The organism is Stenotrophomonas sp. S4 (genome assembly GCF_054187805.2).
The window spans coordinates 2,691,444-2,707,852 of the sequence record NZ_CM196188.1 but is presented as its reverse complement, the minus strand read 5'-3'; the positions used below and the strand labels follow the sequence as shown (position 1 = coordinate 2,707,852).

The window sequence follows — 16,409 nt, the reverse complement described above, 5'->3', positions numbered from 1 at the left end:
ATGACGAAGCATGTTCCCTTCCCCAAGTCGCTGCAGCAGCTGCTGCAGCGAATCCTGGAGGCCATCGACCAGGCAGGCGGCTGCATGACGCGCGCGCAGCTGGCCACCACCTTGCACGATGCGCGTCCGCTGGACATCGACGACACCTTGGAGGAGCTGATCGACCGCAACCAAGTCGAGCGCCAGGGCAACGATCCGCAGATGCTCTGGTTGGTCCGTGGCACCACCGGCACCGCGCATGCAGCAGTGCCGGAACCCGAACCGACCAGCCCTCAGCAGAACATCTCGCGTGCGCTGGCTGTTGAGCAGCGCCTGGAGGCCATCGCCCAGGATGTCCTGGATACCGCACTGGACGCCCGCGCCGCCGGACTGCCGGCGCCGCTGGTGCGTCTGCTAATGCAGTGCGATGGCGCGCTCGCAGAAGCCCGCAACCACCTCACCCTCTGATGAACAAGGAAATCCCACCCATGCAATCAACCACAATCCCGGATGGCTATCGCCAGGACGCGAAGGGCCACCTGGTCCCGGAAAGCCACATCAAGGAAATCGACAAGCTGCGCGATGAGCTGGTGCAGGAGCTCGCCGAGCGCGCTCAGGATCTGCACAAGCGGATGGCCGACTTCAAGCGCCATGCGTTCAACAGCATCGCCGCGTTCGTATCCCTCAGCGCAGAGCAGTACCGCGTCCACATCGGCGGCAAGAAAGGCAACGTCACGCTGGTGGCCTACGATGGCCAGTACAAGGTAATCCGGCAGTTCCAGGAAACTATCAAGTTTGACGAACGTCTGCTGGCTGCCAAGGCTCTCATCGACCAGTGCCTGGCTGAATGGACCGAGGGCGCGAGAACCGAGATCCGCACCATCATCAATGATGCGTTCCGTGTCGACCAGCAGGGAAACATCCGCACTGGGCAGGTGCTGCAGCTGCGGCGTTTGGAGATTGACGATCCGCGCTGGCAAGAAGCCATGCGCGCCATTGGTGAAGCTGTCCAGGTCATGGGCAGCAAGTCCTACGTCCGCGTGTACCAGCGGGACAAGGATGGCGCCTATCAGCCCATCACGCTCGATCTTTCGGCGGTGTCGCTGTGAGCGGCCGTGTCTCCCCGGCGCTCGCCGAACTGGCACTGGCCGTGGCCGATGCGACCGTGCGCGCCGACATCGAGCTGTTTGCCCGCCAGCAGGACATCGAAGGGCTGACGTTCTATGACCTGACCTGTGCCGATGATCCGCGCTCTCCAGAGGCCATGGGGTACATCCAGCGGGCGGCCGCTTACATCGAGGCCCGTGGTGACGTGTTCCCTTGGCGGCTGGTGCGCCACATCAGCGCCCCGAGCCTCGTTTGCTTCCGCGACAAGGAGCCTTGCGATGTCAGCGTCTAAGAAGTCACCGCTGAGCAAAGAACAGTGGGCGCAGGTCGAGAAGGCACTTGCGACGCCCTACGGGGGTGACGTGGAGCTGATCGCTGATGAACACCGGCTGGTGATCCAGGTACGGCAGATCAAAACGCTGCGATACGCGGTTGTCGTGTTCGTTGATGGGAAGATAAAACAGGAGTACATGCAGGAAAGCAGTCCCATCGGCGCCAAGTTCTACCGCCCCTCTAAAATCTGCATCTATAGCCGGGCTCAGCAAGCGCGGATGGTCAAGAGCCTGGGCAAGCGTCGCACTGCCGCCATGGTCAAGCAGGGAACGGGAACGATCTACGATCCCGGCTGGCCTTCGGCAGCTGCCCTGCGCCGTCACCTCAACCGCACCTGCGCAAGCATCGAGCTGATCCGCGCTGGATGGTCAGCACGGGTGCCGGAGGGTCACCTATGAAGCCTGCAACCGACCCGCTGCGCCGCGCACAGATCGCCAAGATCAAGGTTGCGCAGAAGGAGCTCGGCATGGATGAGGCTGGCTATCGCGCACTCCTGCAGCGAGTGACAGGCAAGCAGTCATCCACGCAGATGTCACCGAGCGAGCGAGACGCAGTGCTGGCTGAGTTGACCCGGCTCGGCTGGAAGGCCAAGCCGGGCAAGCCGCACCCGGACCGCCCCAAGGATACCGACCAGGTGCCGATGCTGCGGAAAGTCGAGGCGCTGCTGGCCAGCGCCCGGCGCCCCTGGAGCTACGCGCATGCAATGTCGCTGCGCATGTTCCAGGTGGACCGCCTGGAGTTCCTCAAGCATGACCAGCTGCACAGCCTGATTGCTGCGCTACAGATCGACTGCAACCGGAGAGAAGGATGAGCAACACCGAAACCGACGCCGAGCGGGAACAAGAGCGGCAGAAGGCCACTGGCGAAGCCCTGCGCGTAACCTTCGAGCGCATCAAGACGCTCCCACCGCCGCAGGTGATTCAGTATCTGACCAGCGTTGTGCTGGTCGGAATCGAACTGCTGCGCGCCAATGGACGAGAGGACGCGTATGTAAGGGAATTTCTGGAGGGAGCCCTGGGTAGCCTGGATGCCCCGCCCATCTTCACGTTGAAGGATCAGCGGACGCACTGATGAGAGCGACCTGTCCCGATTGTGGTTGCCAGGGCCACATCAACTCCTTTCTCCTGGAGGAGGAAGGCAAGCGTCTCGCGCTCACCGTGGCACCGATGCCGCCGGAGCTCGGCCGAGCCGTGCTGGCTTATCTTGGCCTGTTCAAACCAGCCAAACAGGGCCTGCGCATGGGGCGTGCAGTGAAGCTCGCCCAGGAGATCGCCGACCTGGTCGCTGCTGGCACAGTCTGTAAGGACGAGCGCGGAGGAATTCGGCGGCCGGCGCAGGTTCGCCACTGGGTCGCCGGCATCGATCAGATGCTTGTGGCACGGCCGAACCTCAACCTGCCGCTGGAGTCCCACGGCTACCTCCGCGCGGTTGTGTTCGGGCTGGCCGACCAAGCCGATGCGGTTGCTGAGCGCGAGCGCGAGGAAAACGCCAGAGCCGGCCGACACCTCGGCACCACCGCTCGCGTCAATCCCGGTGCAGGAGAGTCCAGGCTGGACCAGCGCTTGGCCTGGATCAGCCAGATGGTATCGCTGGGTCAAATGTCCGACGACGACGCCGAGCGCGAGCGCGCAGAGGCGCACGAGAAGTACGGAGAACGCTGATGATCGAGCAACGCGATTGGGTCGGAACACCGGACGCCGATGCAGCCGCCGAGCTGATCGCGGCCGCACCGCTGGATCTGACCGAAAAGCAGTGGGAGGGCACCCTGGTCGCGCTGGTCGCGGTCATGGAGGCTGCGTTCCGCCGCGCAGGCCTGGATGAGGAACAGGCGACTCGCCTGGCCCTTGCAGGGATGCTGGCTCAAGCCGAGTATGCCGGTGGCCGCCAAATCTACATTCCGCAGGGAATGCGACTGCGCAACGCGCTGCGGGACGCTGAAATCTATCGCAGGGCCAAGCGGGGTAACATTGCGCAGCTGGTGACCGAGTACGGGCTGACTGAGGTCAGGGTCTACGAGATCATCCGTCAGCAACGCCAGCTGCATCTCGCCAAGGTGCAGCGGAATTTCGAGTTCTAAGGAGAGATGATGAGCCGGCCAGTGCTTGGGAAAGTGGAATGGTCTGTGGGGATCGGGATCGCGGTTGTGGTGCTTGGCGGTCTAGTTTGGTCAATGTGGGGGTACTCAAGCTGGAGGATTGCCTCCGCCAAGAGCGCGATAATGGAGAAGGCGGGCGTAACAGTTGCCGTCTTCGATGATGTCAGGATTGGCAGCGACAAACGGACGGTTTGCGGGCGCGTGTCCGTTGGCCAGGACGGCTATCGTCGCTTCATGGTCGATGCGGTCGCACCTGTCATCGACCCAGGCGTGGATGATGGAAGCACCGATGCCATACTCTGGCGCGACTACCCCCGTAAGTGCATGGCGTCTTAGTCGGCGTTTCATGTTGGATCTGACAAGAAGCCCCGCACCATGCGGGGCTTTTTCATTGAAGTGCTTTAGTCCCCCTCCAGTTTCGCGCGCGCGGAAGCTGTGTGTACCGGGGGGCGAACAACGTGCACTGCACCGACGCACCCCGCTTACCCATACAGCGGAGTGCACATGGAACCCAACAATCGCCGTACCCGAGCCGTCGCATATCTCGGCTCACTGTTCGACCGCATCGGCTACATCTGGCTGTGGCTGGCGCTGAGCCTGTTCCTGCTGGCCAGCGTGGCCATCCTCAATCCCATCCTGGTGGCGTCCTACGCCTGGGCAGCGGCCAAGCTGACGATGGCAGCGGTCATCGGTCACGGTGTTGACCTGACCCTGTTCCGTGGCGCTGATCCGCGCTATCTCGATGGCATCGAGAAATCCATGGCGCAGACTCGGCGAGTGACCCTGATCGCTGCGGCCATGATCGCGGCAGGACTGATCGGATGACTCGGCGCGGCCGTCCCGATCCGGGCGTGCGCCTGGCAATCGCGTTCAGCCTGGTGCTGCTCGCACTGTTCATCTCCGCTTTCTGCGACAAGGCGGAAGCGACACCCACCCGAGCCAGTGTCAAGTTTGCCCCCGCATCCGCCCTGTACCGGCATCGGGTGGAGCAAGCGGCGTCGCGCGCGTGGGGTGTCAATGCGAGCTCCGCACGCCTGGCCGCCCAGTTGCACCAGGAATCCGCATTCCGCGCCAACGCACGCTCACCCGTGGGCGCCCAGGGCATCGCGCAGTTCATGCCGTCCACCGCTCGCTGGATCGCCACGATCTATCCCGCCGACCTGGCAGGGTTCGATCCCTGGAACCCCCAGCAGGCCATCCTGGCAGCCGCTCTCTATGACCGCTGGCTATTCGACCGGGTTGCCGAGTACAGCCAGGGGCGGATGAGCAATTGCAGCCGGTGGGCCTTTACTTTCCGGGCCTACAACGGCGGCGAAAAGGCGCTCAACCGCGAACGCGCCTTGGCCTATACCAGCGGAGTGGATGCGAACGACTGGCGAGCAGTGGAGCGCTTCCGCGCCCGCGCCGATTGGGCGCACCGTGAGAACACCGGCTACCCGAGGCGAATCCTGCTGACGCTGGAGCCGGCATATCTGGCGGCGGGTTGGACGGGGGCGGCCACATGCTGATCGCAGACCCGACACGCCCCTATCGCTTCCTCACGCTGCTGCTGGCGCTGTGCCTGGCCGTCGCCGCACTGCTCGGTGCTGGATTCGCTACCGGCCACCGCTGGGCAACTGGATCGACCGCCATAGAGCAGCGTGAGGGTTTGGAGCGGCAGCTGCAGCAGCTCCAGGAAGCGGCCAAGACGCTGCAGACCCAATCAGCGCAGGCCACGGCCAACTACTACCGCGCAACCCAGCGCCTCAACCACATCGCCGAGCTCCAGGAGCAGGACCGTGAGAACCAACGTCAATTCAACCTGCAGCAACAACAGGAGCTCGCTGCGCTCCTGCGGGCTCGTCCTGATCTGCGCAATGGTCATGCCGGGGTTGATGTCCTGCAGCACTGGAACCGCAGTAACGCAGGCGCCACCGCCCGCCCCGCCCGCCCCGCCGATGCCGGCCACGCTCAAGGCCGAGTGCCCGGAGCTGCCGGCAGCCAAGGACGATCTCTGGGAAACCCTGCTGGGGAATCACGATCAGGTCGCGGCGCTGTACCACGACTGCCGCAACCAGCAGCGAAGGCTGACGCAGGCGGTGGCGGACTGGGAGGCAACCGTCTGGGGCTGGTACTGCACAGCGGTCAGCCAACTGCAGCTGCCCGTGGAGGCCTGCGCCAGTGAAGCCGGAGCCAACAATCAAGGTCGCTGATCTGACCCGTCTGCGGAACGAGTACGAGCAGATGGCTCGTGATGCCGAAAGCGGAAGCCGGCAACCGGGCAATGCAGGGCTCATCAATCGAGGCCGCGTGGCTACGCTGCGCGCCGTGGCGGTGGACCTGAGTGAAATCATCCAAGGAAAGAGGCATCCGAGTGGCAGACGACGCTGACCAGGCCGACGTAGTGACCGAACGCGCCTGGGAACGATTCAGGCACAGCCGCCCGCAGTTCAACCCTCAACCAGTGCCCAAGCCAATGCGCGATGCCGAATGCGAGGAGTGCGGCGCCATCGTCCCAGTCGGTCGCCTGCAGGCAGTGCCAGCCACCCGCCATTGCACCGCCTGCGCAGGCGCAGGGTTCCGCCCATGATCGCCGCCGCATGGGATGCGTCCATCGTCATTGGCCTACTGGTCCTGGTTGCTGGACTGGTGGCTCTCAACCTCCTGGTCGGTGTGGTGCTGTGGTGGCGCCACTCCGGCCTGGCTGATCGAGTCACGAAACTGGAGGTGCAGCACGCCCACCACCTGACCCACAAGGAAACTGGCGAACTGTTCGACCGTATCGCCCGGCTGGAAGGAATGGCAGCCGCCACCAACCGCATGCTCGAAACCGTACAAGAACACCTCATGGAGAAAGACTGATGTCCCACAAGACCTTTGCGGAGCGCCACCGCGAGGACCGCCGCCTGGTGTTGCTGCGGCTGCTCTCGGAACAGAACGGCTACCGCGCCAACAGTTCGGTCCTGCATGCCGGCCTCAACGTCCTGGCCGTGGCCGCCAGCCGCGATGACGTGCTGACCGACCTGACCTGGCTGAGCGAGCAATCGCTGGTGCGCGTTGATGAGCCCGTGCCGGGCGTGATGGTTGCTGAGTTGAGCGCTCGCGGTCACGACGTTTCGCGCGGCATGGCCAGTGTGCCCGGTGTCAGCCGCCCCAGCCCCCGGTAACGACGATGAGCACCACACCACGCCGTCGCGGCAAGTCCAGCATTCAGCGCCTGCCAGCAGAGCAGCGGACGTTCATCGAGAAGCTGTTGCGCGAAGATCGCCTCACGCTGGCCGAGATGATCGAGGCACTGCAACAGCAGTTCCCAGGACAGCCTGCGGCCGACATCTCCCGTTCCGCCTTGCATCGCTACGGGGCGGGGTTTGCCGAGCTGACCGGGCGCATGCGCGAGATCGAGGCCGTGTCCCAAGCCGTGGTTGGGGAGTTGGGCGAAGGTGTTGGCGAGAAGGCGGGCGCGCTCCTCGGCCAGGCCATCACTACTCTGGCCACCAACGCGGCGCTGCGGGCTCACGAAAAGGACAACGTGAGCATCGATGAGATCCGCAAGCTGGCCCGCGCCGCGAAGGATGCGATGGACACCCAGCGCGTCAGCGTCAATGTGCGGCGCGCCATCATGCAGGAAGCGCGCGATGCCTTGGTGCGCGAGCAGGCTACCAAGCTGGAGAAGGTCGTCAAGAGCGGCGGGCTGTCTGCCGCTGCCGCCGCTGACATTCGCTCTCAGATCCTGGGAATCCGCACCGAATGAATGAGCGCGCCCGCCAGCTTGTTCCGAACACTGCCGCCGCCGACGTGCCTGCGGCACTGATGCCGTATCAGCAGCGCTGGATCGCCGATCCCGCCAACCTCAAACTCATGGAGAAGGGACGCCGTACCGGCATCACCTGGGCAGAGGCTTCCGACAACGTGCTGATTGCTGCCAGTGCAAAGAACGCGGGCGGTCAGAACGTGTACTACCTCGGCACCGACAAGGAAATGACCGAGGAGTACATTCAGGCCTGCGCCATGTGGGCCAAGGCGTTCAACTATGCGGCCGGACTGGTGGAGGAAGGCTTTTGGGATGAGGAGGAGGATGACAAGCACATCAAGACCTTCACCATTCGCTTTCCGGAGAGTGGATTCAAGATCACGGCACTGGCCAGCCGGCCGCGCAAGTTGCGTGGTCGCCAGGGCGTGCTGGTGGGAGACGAAGCCGCATTCGTCGATGATCTGCAGGAGCTGCTCAAGGCAGCTGTTGCGTTCCTGGTGTGGGGCGGAAAGGTTCGCCTCATCTCCACCCACGACGGCCATGACAACGCATTCAATGAGCTGATCGAGGAGATCCGCGCGGGTGGTCGTCGCGGATCGATCCACCGCGTGCCCTTCCGTGAGGCCGTCGAAGAAGGCCTTTACCGGCGTGTCTGCATGCGCCTGGGCAAGACCTGGTCACAGGAAGCGGAGGAGGAGTTCATTGCCGAGGTGTACGGCACCTATGGAGATGCAGCCGCCGAGGAGCTCGACTGCATTCCGTCCCAGGGCAGCGGCGCATGGCTCAGTGCGGCGTTGATTGAAGCGCGCATGACCGATGCCCCGGTGCTGCGCTACACCTGCCCAATCGGCTTTGAGCAGGAAAACGACCACTTCCGATGGGAGGCAGTGCAGACGTGGCTGGATGACGAAGTTGGACCACATCTGGACAAGCTGGACCCTGAGCTACAGAGCATCTACGGGCAGGATTTCGGCCGGACAGGCGATCTCACTGTGATGATGCCTGCGCAGATCACGCAGACGCTGGTGCGCAAAGTGCCGTTCATTCTGGAACTGCGCAACATGCCGCACCGGCAGCAGGAACAGGTAGCCAAGTACGTTATCCACCGTTTGCCCAGGTTCGTCAAAGCTGCAGTGGATGCTCGCGGCAATGGCAGCGCCGTCTCTGAGTTCCTCGCTCAGGAATTCGGCTACAGCCGCGTGGCGCTGGTCATGGCCACTGAGGGCTGGTATCGAGAGCACATGCCGCCAGTCAAGAAGGCATTTGAGGACAACACCATTTCCCTGCCGCGTGACAAGGACACGATGGCAGACCTTCGCGTGGTGCGAGTCATAAAGGGCGTGGCCAGGGTGCCCGAGCGCACCACTGGTCGCGATGGTGGCCAGCGGCATGGCGACTCGGCTATCGCGGTTGCCCTCATGTACTACGCCAGCCGCCATCCAGGCGCCGAGATGGACTGGACCCCTGTGCCGCGCTCAGTGCGCGGCTTTGATTCCGTGGCCAGCCACGGGCACGAGCGTCCCGAGGACGACGAATTCAATCTGCCGGAACCGCAAGCATGGTGACCCAAACCCGCATTCTTGGCCCTGATGGCAAGCCCTTCACCGTGGCCGACCTGGCACAACCTCAAACCGCGCACGCAAATTCGCTGCAGCGCGAGTTCCAGGGCCACCCATCGCGTGGCCTCACGCCCAGCCGGTTGGCCTCGATTCTCCTGGCCGCCGAGCAAGGCGATTTGATCCGCCAATACGAGCTGTTTGAGGACATCGAGGAGCGCGACGCCCACATTTTTTCGGAGATGTCCAAGCGCCGCCGCGCAGTGTCGGGGCTGCCGTTCAAGATCAGCGCGCCGCCCAATCCCAGTGCGGCCGAGAAGAAGGCCGCCGAGCAGCTACAGGCGATGGTGCTGGCTATCGATGACTTCGATGGCATCGTGTTCGATACCACCGACGCCATCGGCAAGGGCTTCGCCAACCTGGAAATCGAATGGGATCGAAACGCCCAGGAGTGGCTGCCGAAGTCCATCACCCATCGACCGCAGTCCTGGTTCCAGCTGCACCGCGGCTATCGCCAGGAGATCCGCCTGCGCAACGGAACCGGCGAAGGCGAACCGTTGCGCCCGTTCGGATGGATCACCCACACCCATAGGGCCAAGAGCGGCTATCTGGAGCGAGCAGCGCTGTTCCGGGTTCTGGTGTGGCCCTACCTGTTCAAGAACTACAGCGTCGGTGACCTGGCCGAGTTCCTGGAGGTGTACGGCATCCCGATGCGCATTGGCAAGTACCCGCCGGGCGCGTCCGACCGCGAGAAAATGTCACTTCTGCGCGCGTTGATGGAGATCGGCCATAACGCTGCCGGCATCATCCCCGAGGGGATGAGCATGGAGTTCCCTGCTGTCGCCGAGGGTGACCCGCAAGCCTTCGAGCTGATGATGAACTGGTGCGAGCGCAGCCAGAGCAAGGCGATCCTGGGCGGCACACTGACCAGCCAGGCCGACGGCAAGACCAGCACCAATGCACTGGGGACCGTGCACAACGAAGTGCGAAAGGAGATCAAGGACGCCGATGCTGGCCAGCTGGCCAGCACGCTGTCCCGTGACCTGGTTTACCCCTTGGCGGTTCTCAATGGGCTGATCCGCCCGGGCGACTACCGCCGTTGCCCGCGCCTGGTGTTCGACCTGGCCGAGATCAAGGACATCGGCACCTACGCCACGGCGCTGCCCGCGATGGTCGCCATGGGCATGCAGATCCCTCGCGCCTGGGCGCACACTGAGCTGGGCATCCCCGAGGCCGGCGAAGATGAGCCGGTGCTGGGGCAGGTTCCCCCAGTAACGGATCAGGTGGCGTTGAGCAGTGTGCGGGCTGCGGCGGCAGCCGCCCAGCCTGTCTCGGTGTCGTCGAGCGACCGCGAGGACCAGTTGGCGCGCCTTGTGGCCACCGAGCTCGACCCTGTGGTGGCCGAGTGGGTGGGCGCGATCCGCGAGCTGGTTGACGGCGCACAGGACCTGGAGCAGATCCGCGACGGGCTGCTGGCCCTGCTGCCCAACCTGAGCGTGGCGCAGTTCGGCCAGGCCATGCAGCACGCCCTGGCTATTGCCGGTGCAGCGGGCATGCTCGATGCCCTGGACGAAAGCCGTGGCTGAGATCCGGGGAAACTTCGGCAGCCTGCCGGGGGCGGAGCGCTACTTTCGCGGGAAGGTGAACCTGCCGACGCGACGGTGGGATGACCTGGTGCACGGGCAACACGCGCGGGCGTTTGTCGTTGCCGGCGCCACCCGCGATGCACTGTTGACCGATCTGCGCGAAGCGGTGGATGCGGCCATCACACAGGGCGAGACGCTGGAGGATTTCCGCGCTCGCTTCCAGGACATCGTCCAGCGCAACGGATGGCATGGCTGGACCGGCGAAGGCAGCCCCGGCGGGCAGGCCTGGCGCACGGCGACCATCTACCACACCAATCTGCGAACGGCCTACCAGGCCGGACGCTGGGAGACACTCAAGAACTTCCCGTTCCTGCGCTACAAGCACAACACCGTGCGCAACCCACGCGAGCAGCACAAGGCATGGGATGGCGTCATCCTGCCGTCCGACCATCCCTGGTGGGACACCCACTACACGCCCAATGGCTGGGGCTGTCGCTGCACGGTGCTGGGCGTATCGGCCGCGAAGATGAAAGCGATGGGCTGGAAGGTCAGCGAGCCGCCCGCGCCCATCCAGGGTGACCCGCCACCGGAGTGGGCGTATCACGTCGGCCACGCTGCCAGCGGCCGACACATCGCCGACAGCGCGCTTGCCAAGGACGCAGCGGCCAAGTGGTCGGAGGTGCAAGGGCGAAGCGCCGAGGACTACGGACGCCCCGCCCAGGTTCCCCTGGATGCTGCGATTGCCCGGCCTTTGCCCACGGGTATTCGTGACCCGCAGCAGGTGCGCAAGGCCTGGCAAGAGCTGTACGGCCGCACCACCACGCTGACAGATCCATCCGGCGCGGAGGTGCTGCTAACCGACCAGGTGATTGAGCACTGGCTAGAGAAGCCCTCTCGCCTGGATGGTCGGGAGAAGTATCTGCCGCTGCTGGCCGAGACGATCCAGAGTCCATTCGAGGTGTGGGCCAACTTCGCCCGCAACGAGGCTGGCCAGCTCGGCCTGCGCCGCTACTACGTCAAGCGCGTCGAAGTCATCGAATCCGAGGGCGGTGCGCAGAAGCGCTACGCGCTGACGGTGATTGCCGAGGTGCTGCCAGGCGGCGTGTGGGGGTCGTTCGACTTCTTCCGTGGCAGCAAGGCTCAGCCGCGTTCGCGGCAGGGGCTGCTGGTATGGGGACGGTCGGAGGAATGAGCCTTTGCCTACAGACGCGCCAGTCCGCTCTGCGGCGCTTCCTGCAGGGCCTCGGGGGCTGGCCCACCCTGTGGAAGGATTGCGGCAGAGCCGCTACGCCGGGGGCGGCTTGGCCCCGGCCCGTTTGCGGAGAATACCATGGCCAATGAGCCCCTGATTCTGACTATCGATGCGCGGCAGGCCGAACAGTGGTTCGCCCGTCTCCTGGAGCGCAGCGTCAACCTGTCGGGTCTGATGGCCCAGGTTGGCGAGGATCTGACTGAAAGCACCCAGGCCCGATTCGATACAGGCATTGGACCTGACGGCGTTGCCTGGCAGCCGTTGGCCGATGGGTCAGGCCGGACGCCGCTCAACGATACCCGCCGCACCCGCGACGGCATTCACCCGTTGTCGGGACCCGACTGGGTGGAGATCCGTGCCGATTCCAAGCAGGCGCGCTGGCACCAGGAAGGAACTGCGCCGTATGAGATCCGGGCAAAGAACGGAAAGGCGCTCTACTGGCCCGGCATGGCAACGCGTGCCGGCAAGGGAGGCCAGGAAGGCCCGGCGTTCGTGACCAAGGTGAATCATCCTGGCTTGCCAGCCCGGCCCTTCATGGGTCTGAGTGCTGAGGATGAGCAGAGCATCGAGCGCCTGGCCGTCGCCTGGCTGGAACTGGACGCGGACCCCGCTGGATTGACCCCCGCCTAAAACGGCCTGTACGGCCCGTAGAGCCCCCCTGGGCGCGGCCACCGTCCATGGTCCACCCCAAACGGGCAGCGGCGGTCGATTTAAACGCCTTTCAAACGCCCTTGAAGGCGACTGTTCAAGTGACCACCCCGGCGAAGGACAAAAATCACCCTGTCCGGTGTAGAGTCGCTGCCGACAACGCGCCCATCGGGCCGCGCCTGAAAAGCAGTGAAGGGCTTTAGTCCCGCCGCCTGATCCAGGGCAGCGAATCTGGCGGGGATGAATCAGCCCGCCCGCCGCCTCCATACCGCTGTTGCCCTGGCTGCCTGCAGCTTCCTGCTGCGGGCCGATGCCGTAGGCAATGACCGTCTCATTTCCATCCAGCTGACCCCCGCCGGTCACTTCAAGCCCAGCGACGGGCGAAAGATGGATGTCCCCGCCTGGTACATCGACGCCTCCGTGGCGGCTCGCGTGATCGAGCGATTCAACGCTCGCGTCAACCCGGCAGTGGTCGATTACGAGCATCAGACCCTGCACAAAGAAACCAACGGGCAGCCCGCGCCGGCCGCTGCCTGGATGCGTGCGCTGCAATGGCGCGAGGGATCTGGCCTCTGGGCCACCACCGAGCTGACTCCCCAGGCTGCGGAGCAGATCCGAACCGGCGCCTATCGCTACGTCTCCCCGGTGTTCCTCTACGACAAGACCACCGGCGAGGTGTTGGCCATGCAGATGGCCGCTTTCACCAACGACCCCGCCATTGACGGCATGCAGGCCATGGAGCTGCGCGCAGCGGCTTGCTTTGCCCACGACATCGATCCTGACAAGGAAACCTCCATGAACCCGTTGCTCAAAGCCCTACTGGCTGCCCTGGGCCTGCCTGAATCCACCTCCGAAGCCGACGCCATCGCCGCCTGCAGTTCCCTGGCCACCAGCCTGGGCGTGCTGCGCCGACTGCAGACCGAGCTGGGCGCCGAAGGCGAGCCTGCCATCGCGGCCTGCAGTGCCCTCAAGACCAAGGCCACCGCCACCCCGGACCCTGCCAAGTTCGTCCCCATCGCTGCCCTGGAAGAAGTACGCGGCCAGGTCGCCGCGTTGTCGGCCGAGCGCAATGCCGAGAAGGTCACCGGCCTGGTCGAGGGTGGCCTGGCCAATGGCCGTCTGCTGCCGAGCATGAAGGAGTGGGCCACCGAACTGGGCAATAAGGATCTGGCCGCGCTGTCCTCCTACCTGGACAAGGCCGCTCCGATCGCTGCCCTGGTCGGCACGCAGACGGGCGGCCAGAAGCCGGCCGCCGCCGCCAACGAGCATGGCCTGAACGCGGCAGAGATGGCCGTCTGCAGTGCGACCGGCATCACTCCGGAGGACTTCGCGGCATCCAAGAAGACCACCGCTCAGGCGTCGGCCTGAGCACGCCCCCTATCTCTCACCGGAGTCCCCTATGAGCGCAGCCACCCAGGCTCGCAACACCCCCCGCCGGGAAGCATTCCGCGTCGGTCACCCGACCAACCCCGGCGCCCAGATCCACGCTGGCACGTTGATCGCGCTGCTGGCGTCCAACGGCAACGCCGTGCCGGCAGGCACTGCCGGTTCCGGTAACGCCGTCGGCGTTGCACTCCGCTCCGTCGCCGGCACTGCTGCAGGCGAGCCGGTCGAATGCGAGCGCGGCACTGGCTTCCGTTTCGACAACAGTGCCGGCGCCGATGCCATCGCCCGTGCGGACATCGGCGCAACCGCCTACATCGTCGATGACCAGACCGTGGCCAAGACCGACAACAGCGGCGCCCGAAAGCGCGCTGGTGTCGTCCTGGACGTGGATGCGGCCGGCGTGTGGATCGTAGTCGGCTGAGCCGGCCCACCCGTTCCCCTATCACCAGGACAATCCCATGATCGTCAATCGCGGCAATCTTTCGACGCTTTACGTCGCCTTCAACGCAGCATTCAATGCCGGCCTCGGCCAGGCGCCATCCCAATACCAGCGCATTGCGACGGTGGTGCCGTCCACCACCAAGTCCAACGAGTACGGCTGGCTGGGCAAACTGCCCAACGTGCGCGAGTGGATCGGCGACCGTGTTGTGCACGGACTGCAGAACCATGGTTACACCATCAAGAACAAGCCGTTCGAGCTGACTGTGGGCGTGGACAAGGATGACATCGAGGATGACAACCTCGGCATCTACACCCCGCTCATGCAGAGCATGGGCGAATCGGTCGGCGCCCAGCCGGACCAGCTGACGTTCGAGCTGCTGAAGAACGGTATCTCCACCGTCTGCTACGACGGCCAGAACTTCTTCGACACCGATCACCCGGTGCTGGACAAGGATGGCAAGGAAACCGTGCAGAGCAACGTGGACTCCGGCGGCAGTGGTGCCTACTGGTATCTGCTGTGCACCAAGCGTGCGCTCAAGCCAATCATCTTCCAGGACCGCAAGCAGCCGCAGTTCGTTTCGATGGACACCGAAACAGACGAAGGCGTGTTCACGAAGAAGGAGTTCCGCTACGGCTCCGATTGCCGCCGCAACGTCGGGTTCGGTTTCTGGCAGATGGCCTACGCCAGCAACAAGCCGCTGACCGAGGACAACCTGCAGGCAGCCTATACCGCCTTCACCTCGCGCACGGGTGACCATGGCCGACCGCTGGGCCTGGTGCCGGATCTGCTGGTATGCGTGCCGAACGACAAGTTCAAGGCCGCCAAGATCCTCACCGCCAACCAGATCGCCGGCACTGACAACGTGATGAAGGGCGTTGTGGAGGCGATGGACTGCCCCTGGTTGCTCTGAACCAACAGCCGACCGGCACCGCAGGGTGCCGGTCGTAACTTCCCCGAACACAGAAGGAGCGGCCCATGGCCGAACAGATCCTGGTAAAGGCCCGCCTGGAGCGTGGCCGCTGGCGCGCCGGCATGCACTTCACCCGACAGGGCCAGACTCTGCTTGTCGATGACCTGAGCAAGAAGCAACTCGACGCAATCACCAGCGACCCCGAGCTGATCGTGACCGAGCCGATGGCGTCGGGCGACCCCAACGAGCTGGCTCTGGCCCGCGAACGCAAGGCAACCAAGTCCGGCAATGCCAAGCGCAAGTGGGAAGACGCCGAAGTCCGCGCCCGTACCGCCTCTGGCCTGGCAGAGGATGCCTGGACGAACCAGCCGGCGGCAGACCGCGTGAGCCTGATCGAGGCAGCACTGGAGGCCGGCGCGTAATGGCCTACGTCACCCTCACGCAGCTGGCCGAGCTCCCTGGGGCGCTGGAACTGTCCCAGGTGGCGGGTGGACGCGATGAGCGCCCGGTTGCCTCCGAGCTGATGGATGCCACGTTGCGTGGGGGTGATCGCAGCGCCTTCCCGCCAAGCGAGGTGGCCAAGGCGGATGCGGCCCTGGAGCGCATCCAGGAGGCCATCCGTCAGGCAGATGCGATCATCGACGGCTATCTGGCGCGGCGCTACAGGTTGCCGCTGGCCAAGGCTGTGCCGCTGCTGGCCGTGTGGTCGCGCAGCATCACGCGCTACCTGCTGCACCCGGATCGCCAGACGGACGAACGCACCGATCCCATTGTGCGTGACTACCGTGACGCGATTCGTCTGCTGCAGGAGACGGCACAGGAAAAGTTCCACCTGGGCATTGACGATCCGACCACGTCGCCCGGCTCTGCAGGGGAATTCCTTATCCACCCCGGCAACAAGGTGTTCGGGCGCGAGGGCCGGCCGTGAATGTCGGGCCGTTCCCGATCACTCCCGTCCTGGAGCGTCTGCGCGAGCATGTGCAGGCGCTGCTCCTGGTCGGTGATGCCGCTGACCTGGATACGGCCCTGGAACAGCAGCCGGCGAAGGAATGCGCTGCCTATGTGACGGCCGCCGAGATGGGCGGCCGCGCCAGGTACACGGGCGACCAGCACATCCAGAACGTGGATGTCACGTTGCGCGTGGTCCTCATGGTTCGCAACTACAGCGGCCAAGCCAGCGGCAGCGGTGCGCGCCGCCAGATGGATGAGCAAGTCATCCCCGGCGTCCGTGAGGCGCTCGTCGGATGGACGCCCGTCGATGCTTTCGACGCGCTCAGCTTTCAGGCCGGCCGTGATGAGAAGTTCCGCGCCGGCTGGCTGGTCAGTCAGCAGGTATTCGTCACCAACTACCGCATGCAACACACACCGACCCCATGACCACCAAG

Annotated in this window: 26 protein-coding genes; all 26 read left to right on the top strand. The window is 64.7% G+C overall.

Annotated elements, in window-relative coordinates:
* The 26 genes from ACUZUJ_RS12705 to ACUZUJ_RS12580 all read left to right on the top strand — a co-directional run bounded on the left by ACUZUJ_RS12705 (position 1) and on the right by ACUZUJ_RS12580 (position 16,401).
* Entirely contained in the window at positions 1-447 is a 447-nt protein-coding gene (locus ACUZUJ_RS12705; RefSeq protein WP_197586727.1) for a hypothetical protein, read from the top strand.
* Positions 447-1,088: a DUF3164 family protein gene (locus tag ACUZUJ_RS12700; protein ID WP_236251605.1), complete on the top strand. Its 642-nt coding sequence runs from the start codon at positions 447-449 to the stop codon at positions 1,086-1,088. Before ACUZUJ_RS12705 ends, ACUZUJ_RS12700 begins: the two co-directional genes overlap by 1 nt.
* On the top strand, positions 1,085-1,378 hold the full coding sequence (locus ACUZUJ_RS12695) for a hypothetical protein (protein WP_197586728.1): 294 nt from the start codon (positions 1,085-1,087) through the stop codon (positions 1,376-1,378). The genes ACUZUJ_RS12700 and ACUZUJ_RS12695 overlap by 4 nt, the downstream gene beginning before the upstream one ends.
* A complete protein-coding gene (locus ACUZUJ_RS12690; protein WP_197586729.1) occupies positions 1,365-1,817 on the top strand; it encodes a hypothetical protein in 453 nt (150 codons plus the stop codon). Before ACUZUJ_RS12695 ends, ACUZUJ_RS12690 begins: the two co-directional genes overlap by 14 nt.
* Entirely contained in the window at positions 1,814-2,230 is a 417-nt protein-coding gene (locus ACUZUJ_RS12685) for a gp16 family protein (RefSeq protein ID WP_197586730.1), read from the top strand. The genes ACUZUJ_RS12690 and ACUZUJ_RS12685 overlap by 4 nt, the downstream gene beginning before the upstream one ends.
* Complete coding sequence (locus ACUZUJ_RS12680; RefSeq protein WP_197586731.1) at positions 2,227-2,490, top strand: protein kinase family protein; 264 nt, start codon at positions 2,227-2,229, stop codon at positions 2,488-2,490. Before ACUZUJ_RS12685 ends, ACUZUJ_RS12680 begins: the two co-directional genes overlap by 4 nt.
* The gene (locus ACUZUJ_RS12675) at positions 2,490-3,080 is read left to right on the top strand and encodes an HI_1489 N-terminal domain-containing protein (RefSeq protein ID WP_197586732.1); all 591 of its coding nucleotides are present in this window, start codon (positions 2,490-2,492) and stop codon (positions 3,078-3,080) included. Before ACUZUJ_RS12680 ends, ACUZUJ_RS12675 begins: the two co-directional genes overlap by 1 nt.
* Positions 3,080-3,496, top strand: a complete 417-nt coding sequence (locus tag ACUZUJ_RS12670) for a Mor transcription activator family protein (protein WP_197586733.1) — start codon at positions 3,080-3,082, stop codon at positions 3,494-3,496. Before ACUZUJ_RS12675 ends, ACUZUJ_RS12670 begins: the two co-directional genes overlap by 1 nt.
* Before the next feature lie 9 nt (positions 3,497-3,505).
* Entirely contained in the window at positions 3,506-3,850 is a 345-nt protein-coding gene (locus tag ACUZUJ_RS12665; protein ID WP_197586734.1) for a hypothetical protein, read from the top strand.
* Between the two features lie 168 nt (positions 3,851-4,018).
* Entirely contained in the window at positions 4,019-4,339 is a 321-nt protein-coding gene (locus ACUZUJ_RS12660) for a hypothetical protein (protein WP_197586735.1), read from the top strand.
* Positions 4,336-5,022 (top strand): transglycosylase SLT domain-containing protein, encoded by a 687-nt coding sequence (locus ACUZUJ_RS12655; protein WP_458220550.1) that lies wholly within the window; start codon positions 4,336-4,338, stop codon positions 5,020-5,022. The genes ACUZUJ_RS12660 and ACUZUJ_RS12655 overlap by 4 nt, the downstream gene beginning before the upstream one ends.
* A 270-nt stretch (positions 5,023-5,292) precedes the next feature.
* On the top strand, positions 5,293-5,706 hold the full coding sequence (locus ACUZUJ_RS12650; protein WP_201016761.1) for a hypothetical protein: 414 nt from the start codon (positions 5,293-5,295) through the stop codon (positions 5,704-5,706).
* Positions 5,707-5,969: 263 nt separating this feature from the next.
* Positions 5,970-6,083: a TraR/DksA C4-type zinc finger protein gene (locus ACUZUJ_RS12645; protein WP_429000180.1), complete on the top strand. Its 114-nt coding sequence runs from the start codon at positions 5,970-5,972 to the stop codon at positions 6,081-6,083.
* Entirely contained in the window at positions 6,080-6,355 is a 276-nt protein-coding gene (locus ACUZUJ_RS12640) for a hypothetical protein (RefSeq protein WP_197586740.1), read from the top strand. Before ACUZUJ_RS12645 ends, ACUZUJ_RS12640 begins: the two co-directional genes overlap by 4 nt.
* A complete protein-coding gene (locus ACUZUJ_RS12635; RefSeq protein ID WP_049436663.1) occupies positions 6,355-6,660 on the top strand; it encodes a VpaChn25_0724 family phage protein in 306 nt (101 codons plus the stop codon). The genes ACUZUJ_RS12640 and ACUZUJ_RS12635 overlap by 1 nt, the downstream gene beginning before the upstream one ends.
* 5 nt (positions 6,661-6,665) lie before the next feature.
* Positions 6,666-7,244 carry a phage protein Gp27 family protein gene (locus ACUZUJ_RS12630; protein WP_197586741.1) on the top strand — a complete coding sequence of 193 codons (579 nt, stop codon included), beginning with the start codon at positions 6,666-6,668 and terminating at the stop codon, positions 7,242-7,244.
* The gene (locus ACUZUJ_RS12625) at positions 7,241-8,809 is read left to right on the top strand and encodes a hypothetical protein (protein WP_197586742.1); all 1,569 of its coding nucleotides are present in this window, start codon (positions 7,241-7,243) and stop codon (positions 8,807-8,809) included. The genes ACUZUJ_RS12630 and ACUZUJ_RS12625 overlap by 4 nt, the downstream gene beginning before the upstream one ends.
* Positions 8,803-10,386 carry a DUF935 domain-containing protein gene (locus ACUZUJ_RS12620; RefSeq protein WP_197586743.1) on the top strand — a complete coding sequence of 528 codons (1,584 nt, stop codon included), beginning with the start codon at positions 8,803-8,805 and terminating at the stop codon, positions 10,384-10,386. The genes ACUZUJ_RS12625 and ACUZUJ_RS12620 overlap by 7 nt, the downstream gene beginning before the upstream one ends.
* The gene (locus tag ACUZUJ_RS12615) at positions 10,379-11,578 is read left to right on the top strand and encodes a PBECR2 nuclease fold domain-containing protein (RefSeq protein ID WP_458220551.1); all 1,200 of its coding nucleotides are present in this window, start codon (positions 10,379-10,381) and stop codon (positions 11,576-11,578) included. The genes ACUZUJ_RS12620 and ACUZUJ_RS12615 overlap by 8 nt, the downstream gene beginning before the upstream one ends.
* 138 nt (positions 11,579-11,716) lie before the next feature.
* Positions 11,717-12,268 (top strand): phage virion morphogenesis protein, encoded by a 552-nt coding sequence (locus ACUZUJ_RS12610; protein WP_197586745.1) that lies wholly within the window; start codon positions 11,717-11,719, stop codon positions 12,266-12,268.
* A 258-nt stretch (positions 12,269-12,526) separates the two neighbouring features.
* Positions 12,527-13,654, top strand: a complete 1,128-nt coding sequence (locus ACUZUJ_RS12605) for a phage protease (protein ID WP_197586746.1) — start codon at positions 12,527-12,529, stop codon at positions 13,652-13,654.
* A 31-nt stretch (positions 13,655-13,685) separates the two neighbouring features.
* On the top strand, positions 13,686-14,093 hold the full coding sequence (locus ACUZUJ_RS12600; protein ID WP_197586747.1) for a hypothetical protein: 408 nt from the start codon (positions 13,686-13,688) through the stop codon (positions 14,091-14,093).
* 37 nt (positions 14,094-14,130) lie between these two features.
* Entirely contained in the window at positions 14,131-15,024 is an 894-nt protein-coding gene (locus tag ACUZUJ_RS12595; protein WP_197586748.1) for a Mu-like prophage major head subunit gpT family protein, read from the top strand.
* A gap of 65 nt (positions 15,025-15,089) precedes the next feature.
* Complete coding sequence (locus tag ACUZUJ_RS12590) at positions 15,090-15,446, top strand: HI1506-related protein (protein ID WP_197586749.1); 357 nt, start codon at positions 15,090-15,092, stop codon at positions 15,444-15,446.
* A complete protein-coding gene (locus ACUZUJ_RS12585) occupies positions 15,446-15,952 on the top strand; it encodes a gp436 family protein (protein ID WP_197586750.1) in 507 nt (168 codons plus the stop codon). The genes ACUZUJ_RS12590 and ACUZUJ_RS12585 overlap by 1 nt, the downstream gene beginning before the upstream one ends.
* Positions 15,949-16,401 (top strand): phage tail terminator protein, encoded by a 453-nt coding sequence (locus ACUZUJ_RS12580; RefSeq protein WP_197586751.1) that lies wholly within the window; start codon positions 15,949-15,951, stop codon positions 16,399-16,401. The genes ACUZUJ_RS12585 and ACUZUJ_RS12580 overlap by 4 nt, the downstream gene beginning before the upstream one ends.
* The last annotated feature ends 8 nt before the right edge of the window (positions 16,402-16,409 follow it).

Bases quoted from the DNA above. Each gene is read 5' to 3' on its own strand.
- ACUZUJ_RS12625 (WP_197586742.1), top strand. From the start codon at position 7,241: ATGAATGAGCGCGCCCGCCAGCTTGTTCCGAACACTGCCGCCGCCGAC.
- ACUZUJ_RS12630 (WP_197586741.1), top strand. From the start codon at position 6,666: ATGAGCACCACACCACGCCGTCGCGGCAAGTCCAGCATTCAGCGCCTG.
- ACUZUJ_RS12680 (WP_197586731.1), top strand. From the start codon at position 2,227: ATGAGCAACACCGAAACCGACGCCGAGCGGGAACAAGAGCGGCAGAAG.
- ACUZUJ_RS12675 (WP_197586732.1), top strand. From the start codon at position 2,490: ATGAGAGCGACCTGTCCCGATTGTGGTTGCCAGGGCCACATCAACTCC.
- ACUZUJ_RS12595 (WP_197586748.1), top strand. From the start codon at position 14,131: ATGATCGTCAATCGCGGCAATCTTTCGACGCTTTACGTCGCCTTCAAC.
- ACUZUJ_RS12590 (WP_197586749.1), top strand. From the start codon at position 15,090: ATGGCCGAACAGATCCTGGTAAAGGCCCGCCTGGAGCGTGGCCGCTGG.
- ACUZUJ_RS12655 (WP_458220550.1), top strand. From the start codon at position 4,336: ATGACTCGGCGCGGCCGTCCCGATCCGGGCGTGCGCCTGGCAATCGCG.
- ACUZUJ_RS12600 (WP_197586747.1), top strand. From the start codon at position 13,686: ATGAGCGCAGCCACCCAGGCTCGCAACACCCCCCGCCGGGAAGCATTC.
- ACUZUJ_RS12620 (WP_197586743.1), top strand. From the start codon at position 8,803: ATGGTGACCCAAACCCGCATTCTTGGCCCTGATGGCAAGCCCTTCACC.
- ACUZUJ_RS12670 (WP_197586733.1), top strand. From the start codon at position 3,080: ATGATCGAGCAACGCGATTGGGTCGGAACACCGGACGCCGATGCAGCC.
- ACUZUJ_RS12690 (WP_197586729.1), top strand. From the start codon at position 1,365: ATGTCAGCGTCTAAGAAGTCACCGCTGAGCAAAGAACAGTGGGCGCAG.
- ACUZUJ_RS12685 (WP_197586730.1), top strand. From the start codon at position 1,814: ATGAAGCCTGCAACCGACCCGCTGCGCCGCGCACAGATCGCCAAGATC.
- ACUZUJ_RS12610 (WP_197586745.1), top strand. From the start codon at position 11,717: ATGGCCAATGAGCCCCTGATTCTGACTATCGATGCGCGGCAGGCCGAA.
- ACUZUJ_RS12645 (WP_429000180.1), top strand. From the start codon at position 5,970: ATGCGCGATGCCGAATGCGAGGAGTGCGGCGCCATCGTCCCAGTCGGT.
- ACUZUJ_RS12660 (WP_197586735.1), top strand. From the start codon at position 4,019: ATGGAACCCAACAATCGCCGTACCCGAGCCGTCGCATATCTCGGCTCA.
- ACUZUJ_RS12705 (WP_197586727.1), top strand. From the start codon at position 1: ATGACGAAGCATGTTCCCTTCCCCAAGTCGCTGCAGCAGCTGCTGCAG.
- ACUZUJ_RS12605 (WP_197586746.1), top strand. From the start codon at position 12,527: ATGAATCAGCCCGCCCGCCGCCTCCATACCGCTGTTGCCCTGGCTGCC.
- ACUZUJ_RS12585 (WP_197586750.1), top strand. From the start codon at position 15,446: ATGGCCTACGTCACCCTCACGCAGCTGGCCGAGCTCCCTGGGGCGCTG.
- ACUZUJ_RS12700 (WP_236251605.1), top strand. From the start codon at position 447: ATGAACAAGGAAATCCCACCCATGCAATCAACCACAATCCCGGATGGC.
- ACUZUJ_RS12640 (WP_197586740.1), top strand. From the start codon at position 6,080: ATGATCGCCGCCGCATGGGATGCGTCCATCGTCATTGGCCTACTGGTC.
- ACUZUJ_RS12665 (WP_197586734.1), top strand. From the start codon at position 3,506: ATGAGCCGGCCAGTGCTTGGGAAAGTGGAATGGTCTGTGGGGATCGGG.
- ACUZUJ_RS12635 (WP_049436663.1), top strand. From the start codon at position 6,355: ATGTCCCACAAGACCTTTGCGGAGCGCCACCGCGAGGACCGCCGCCTG.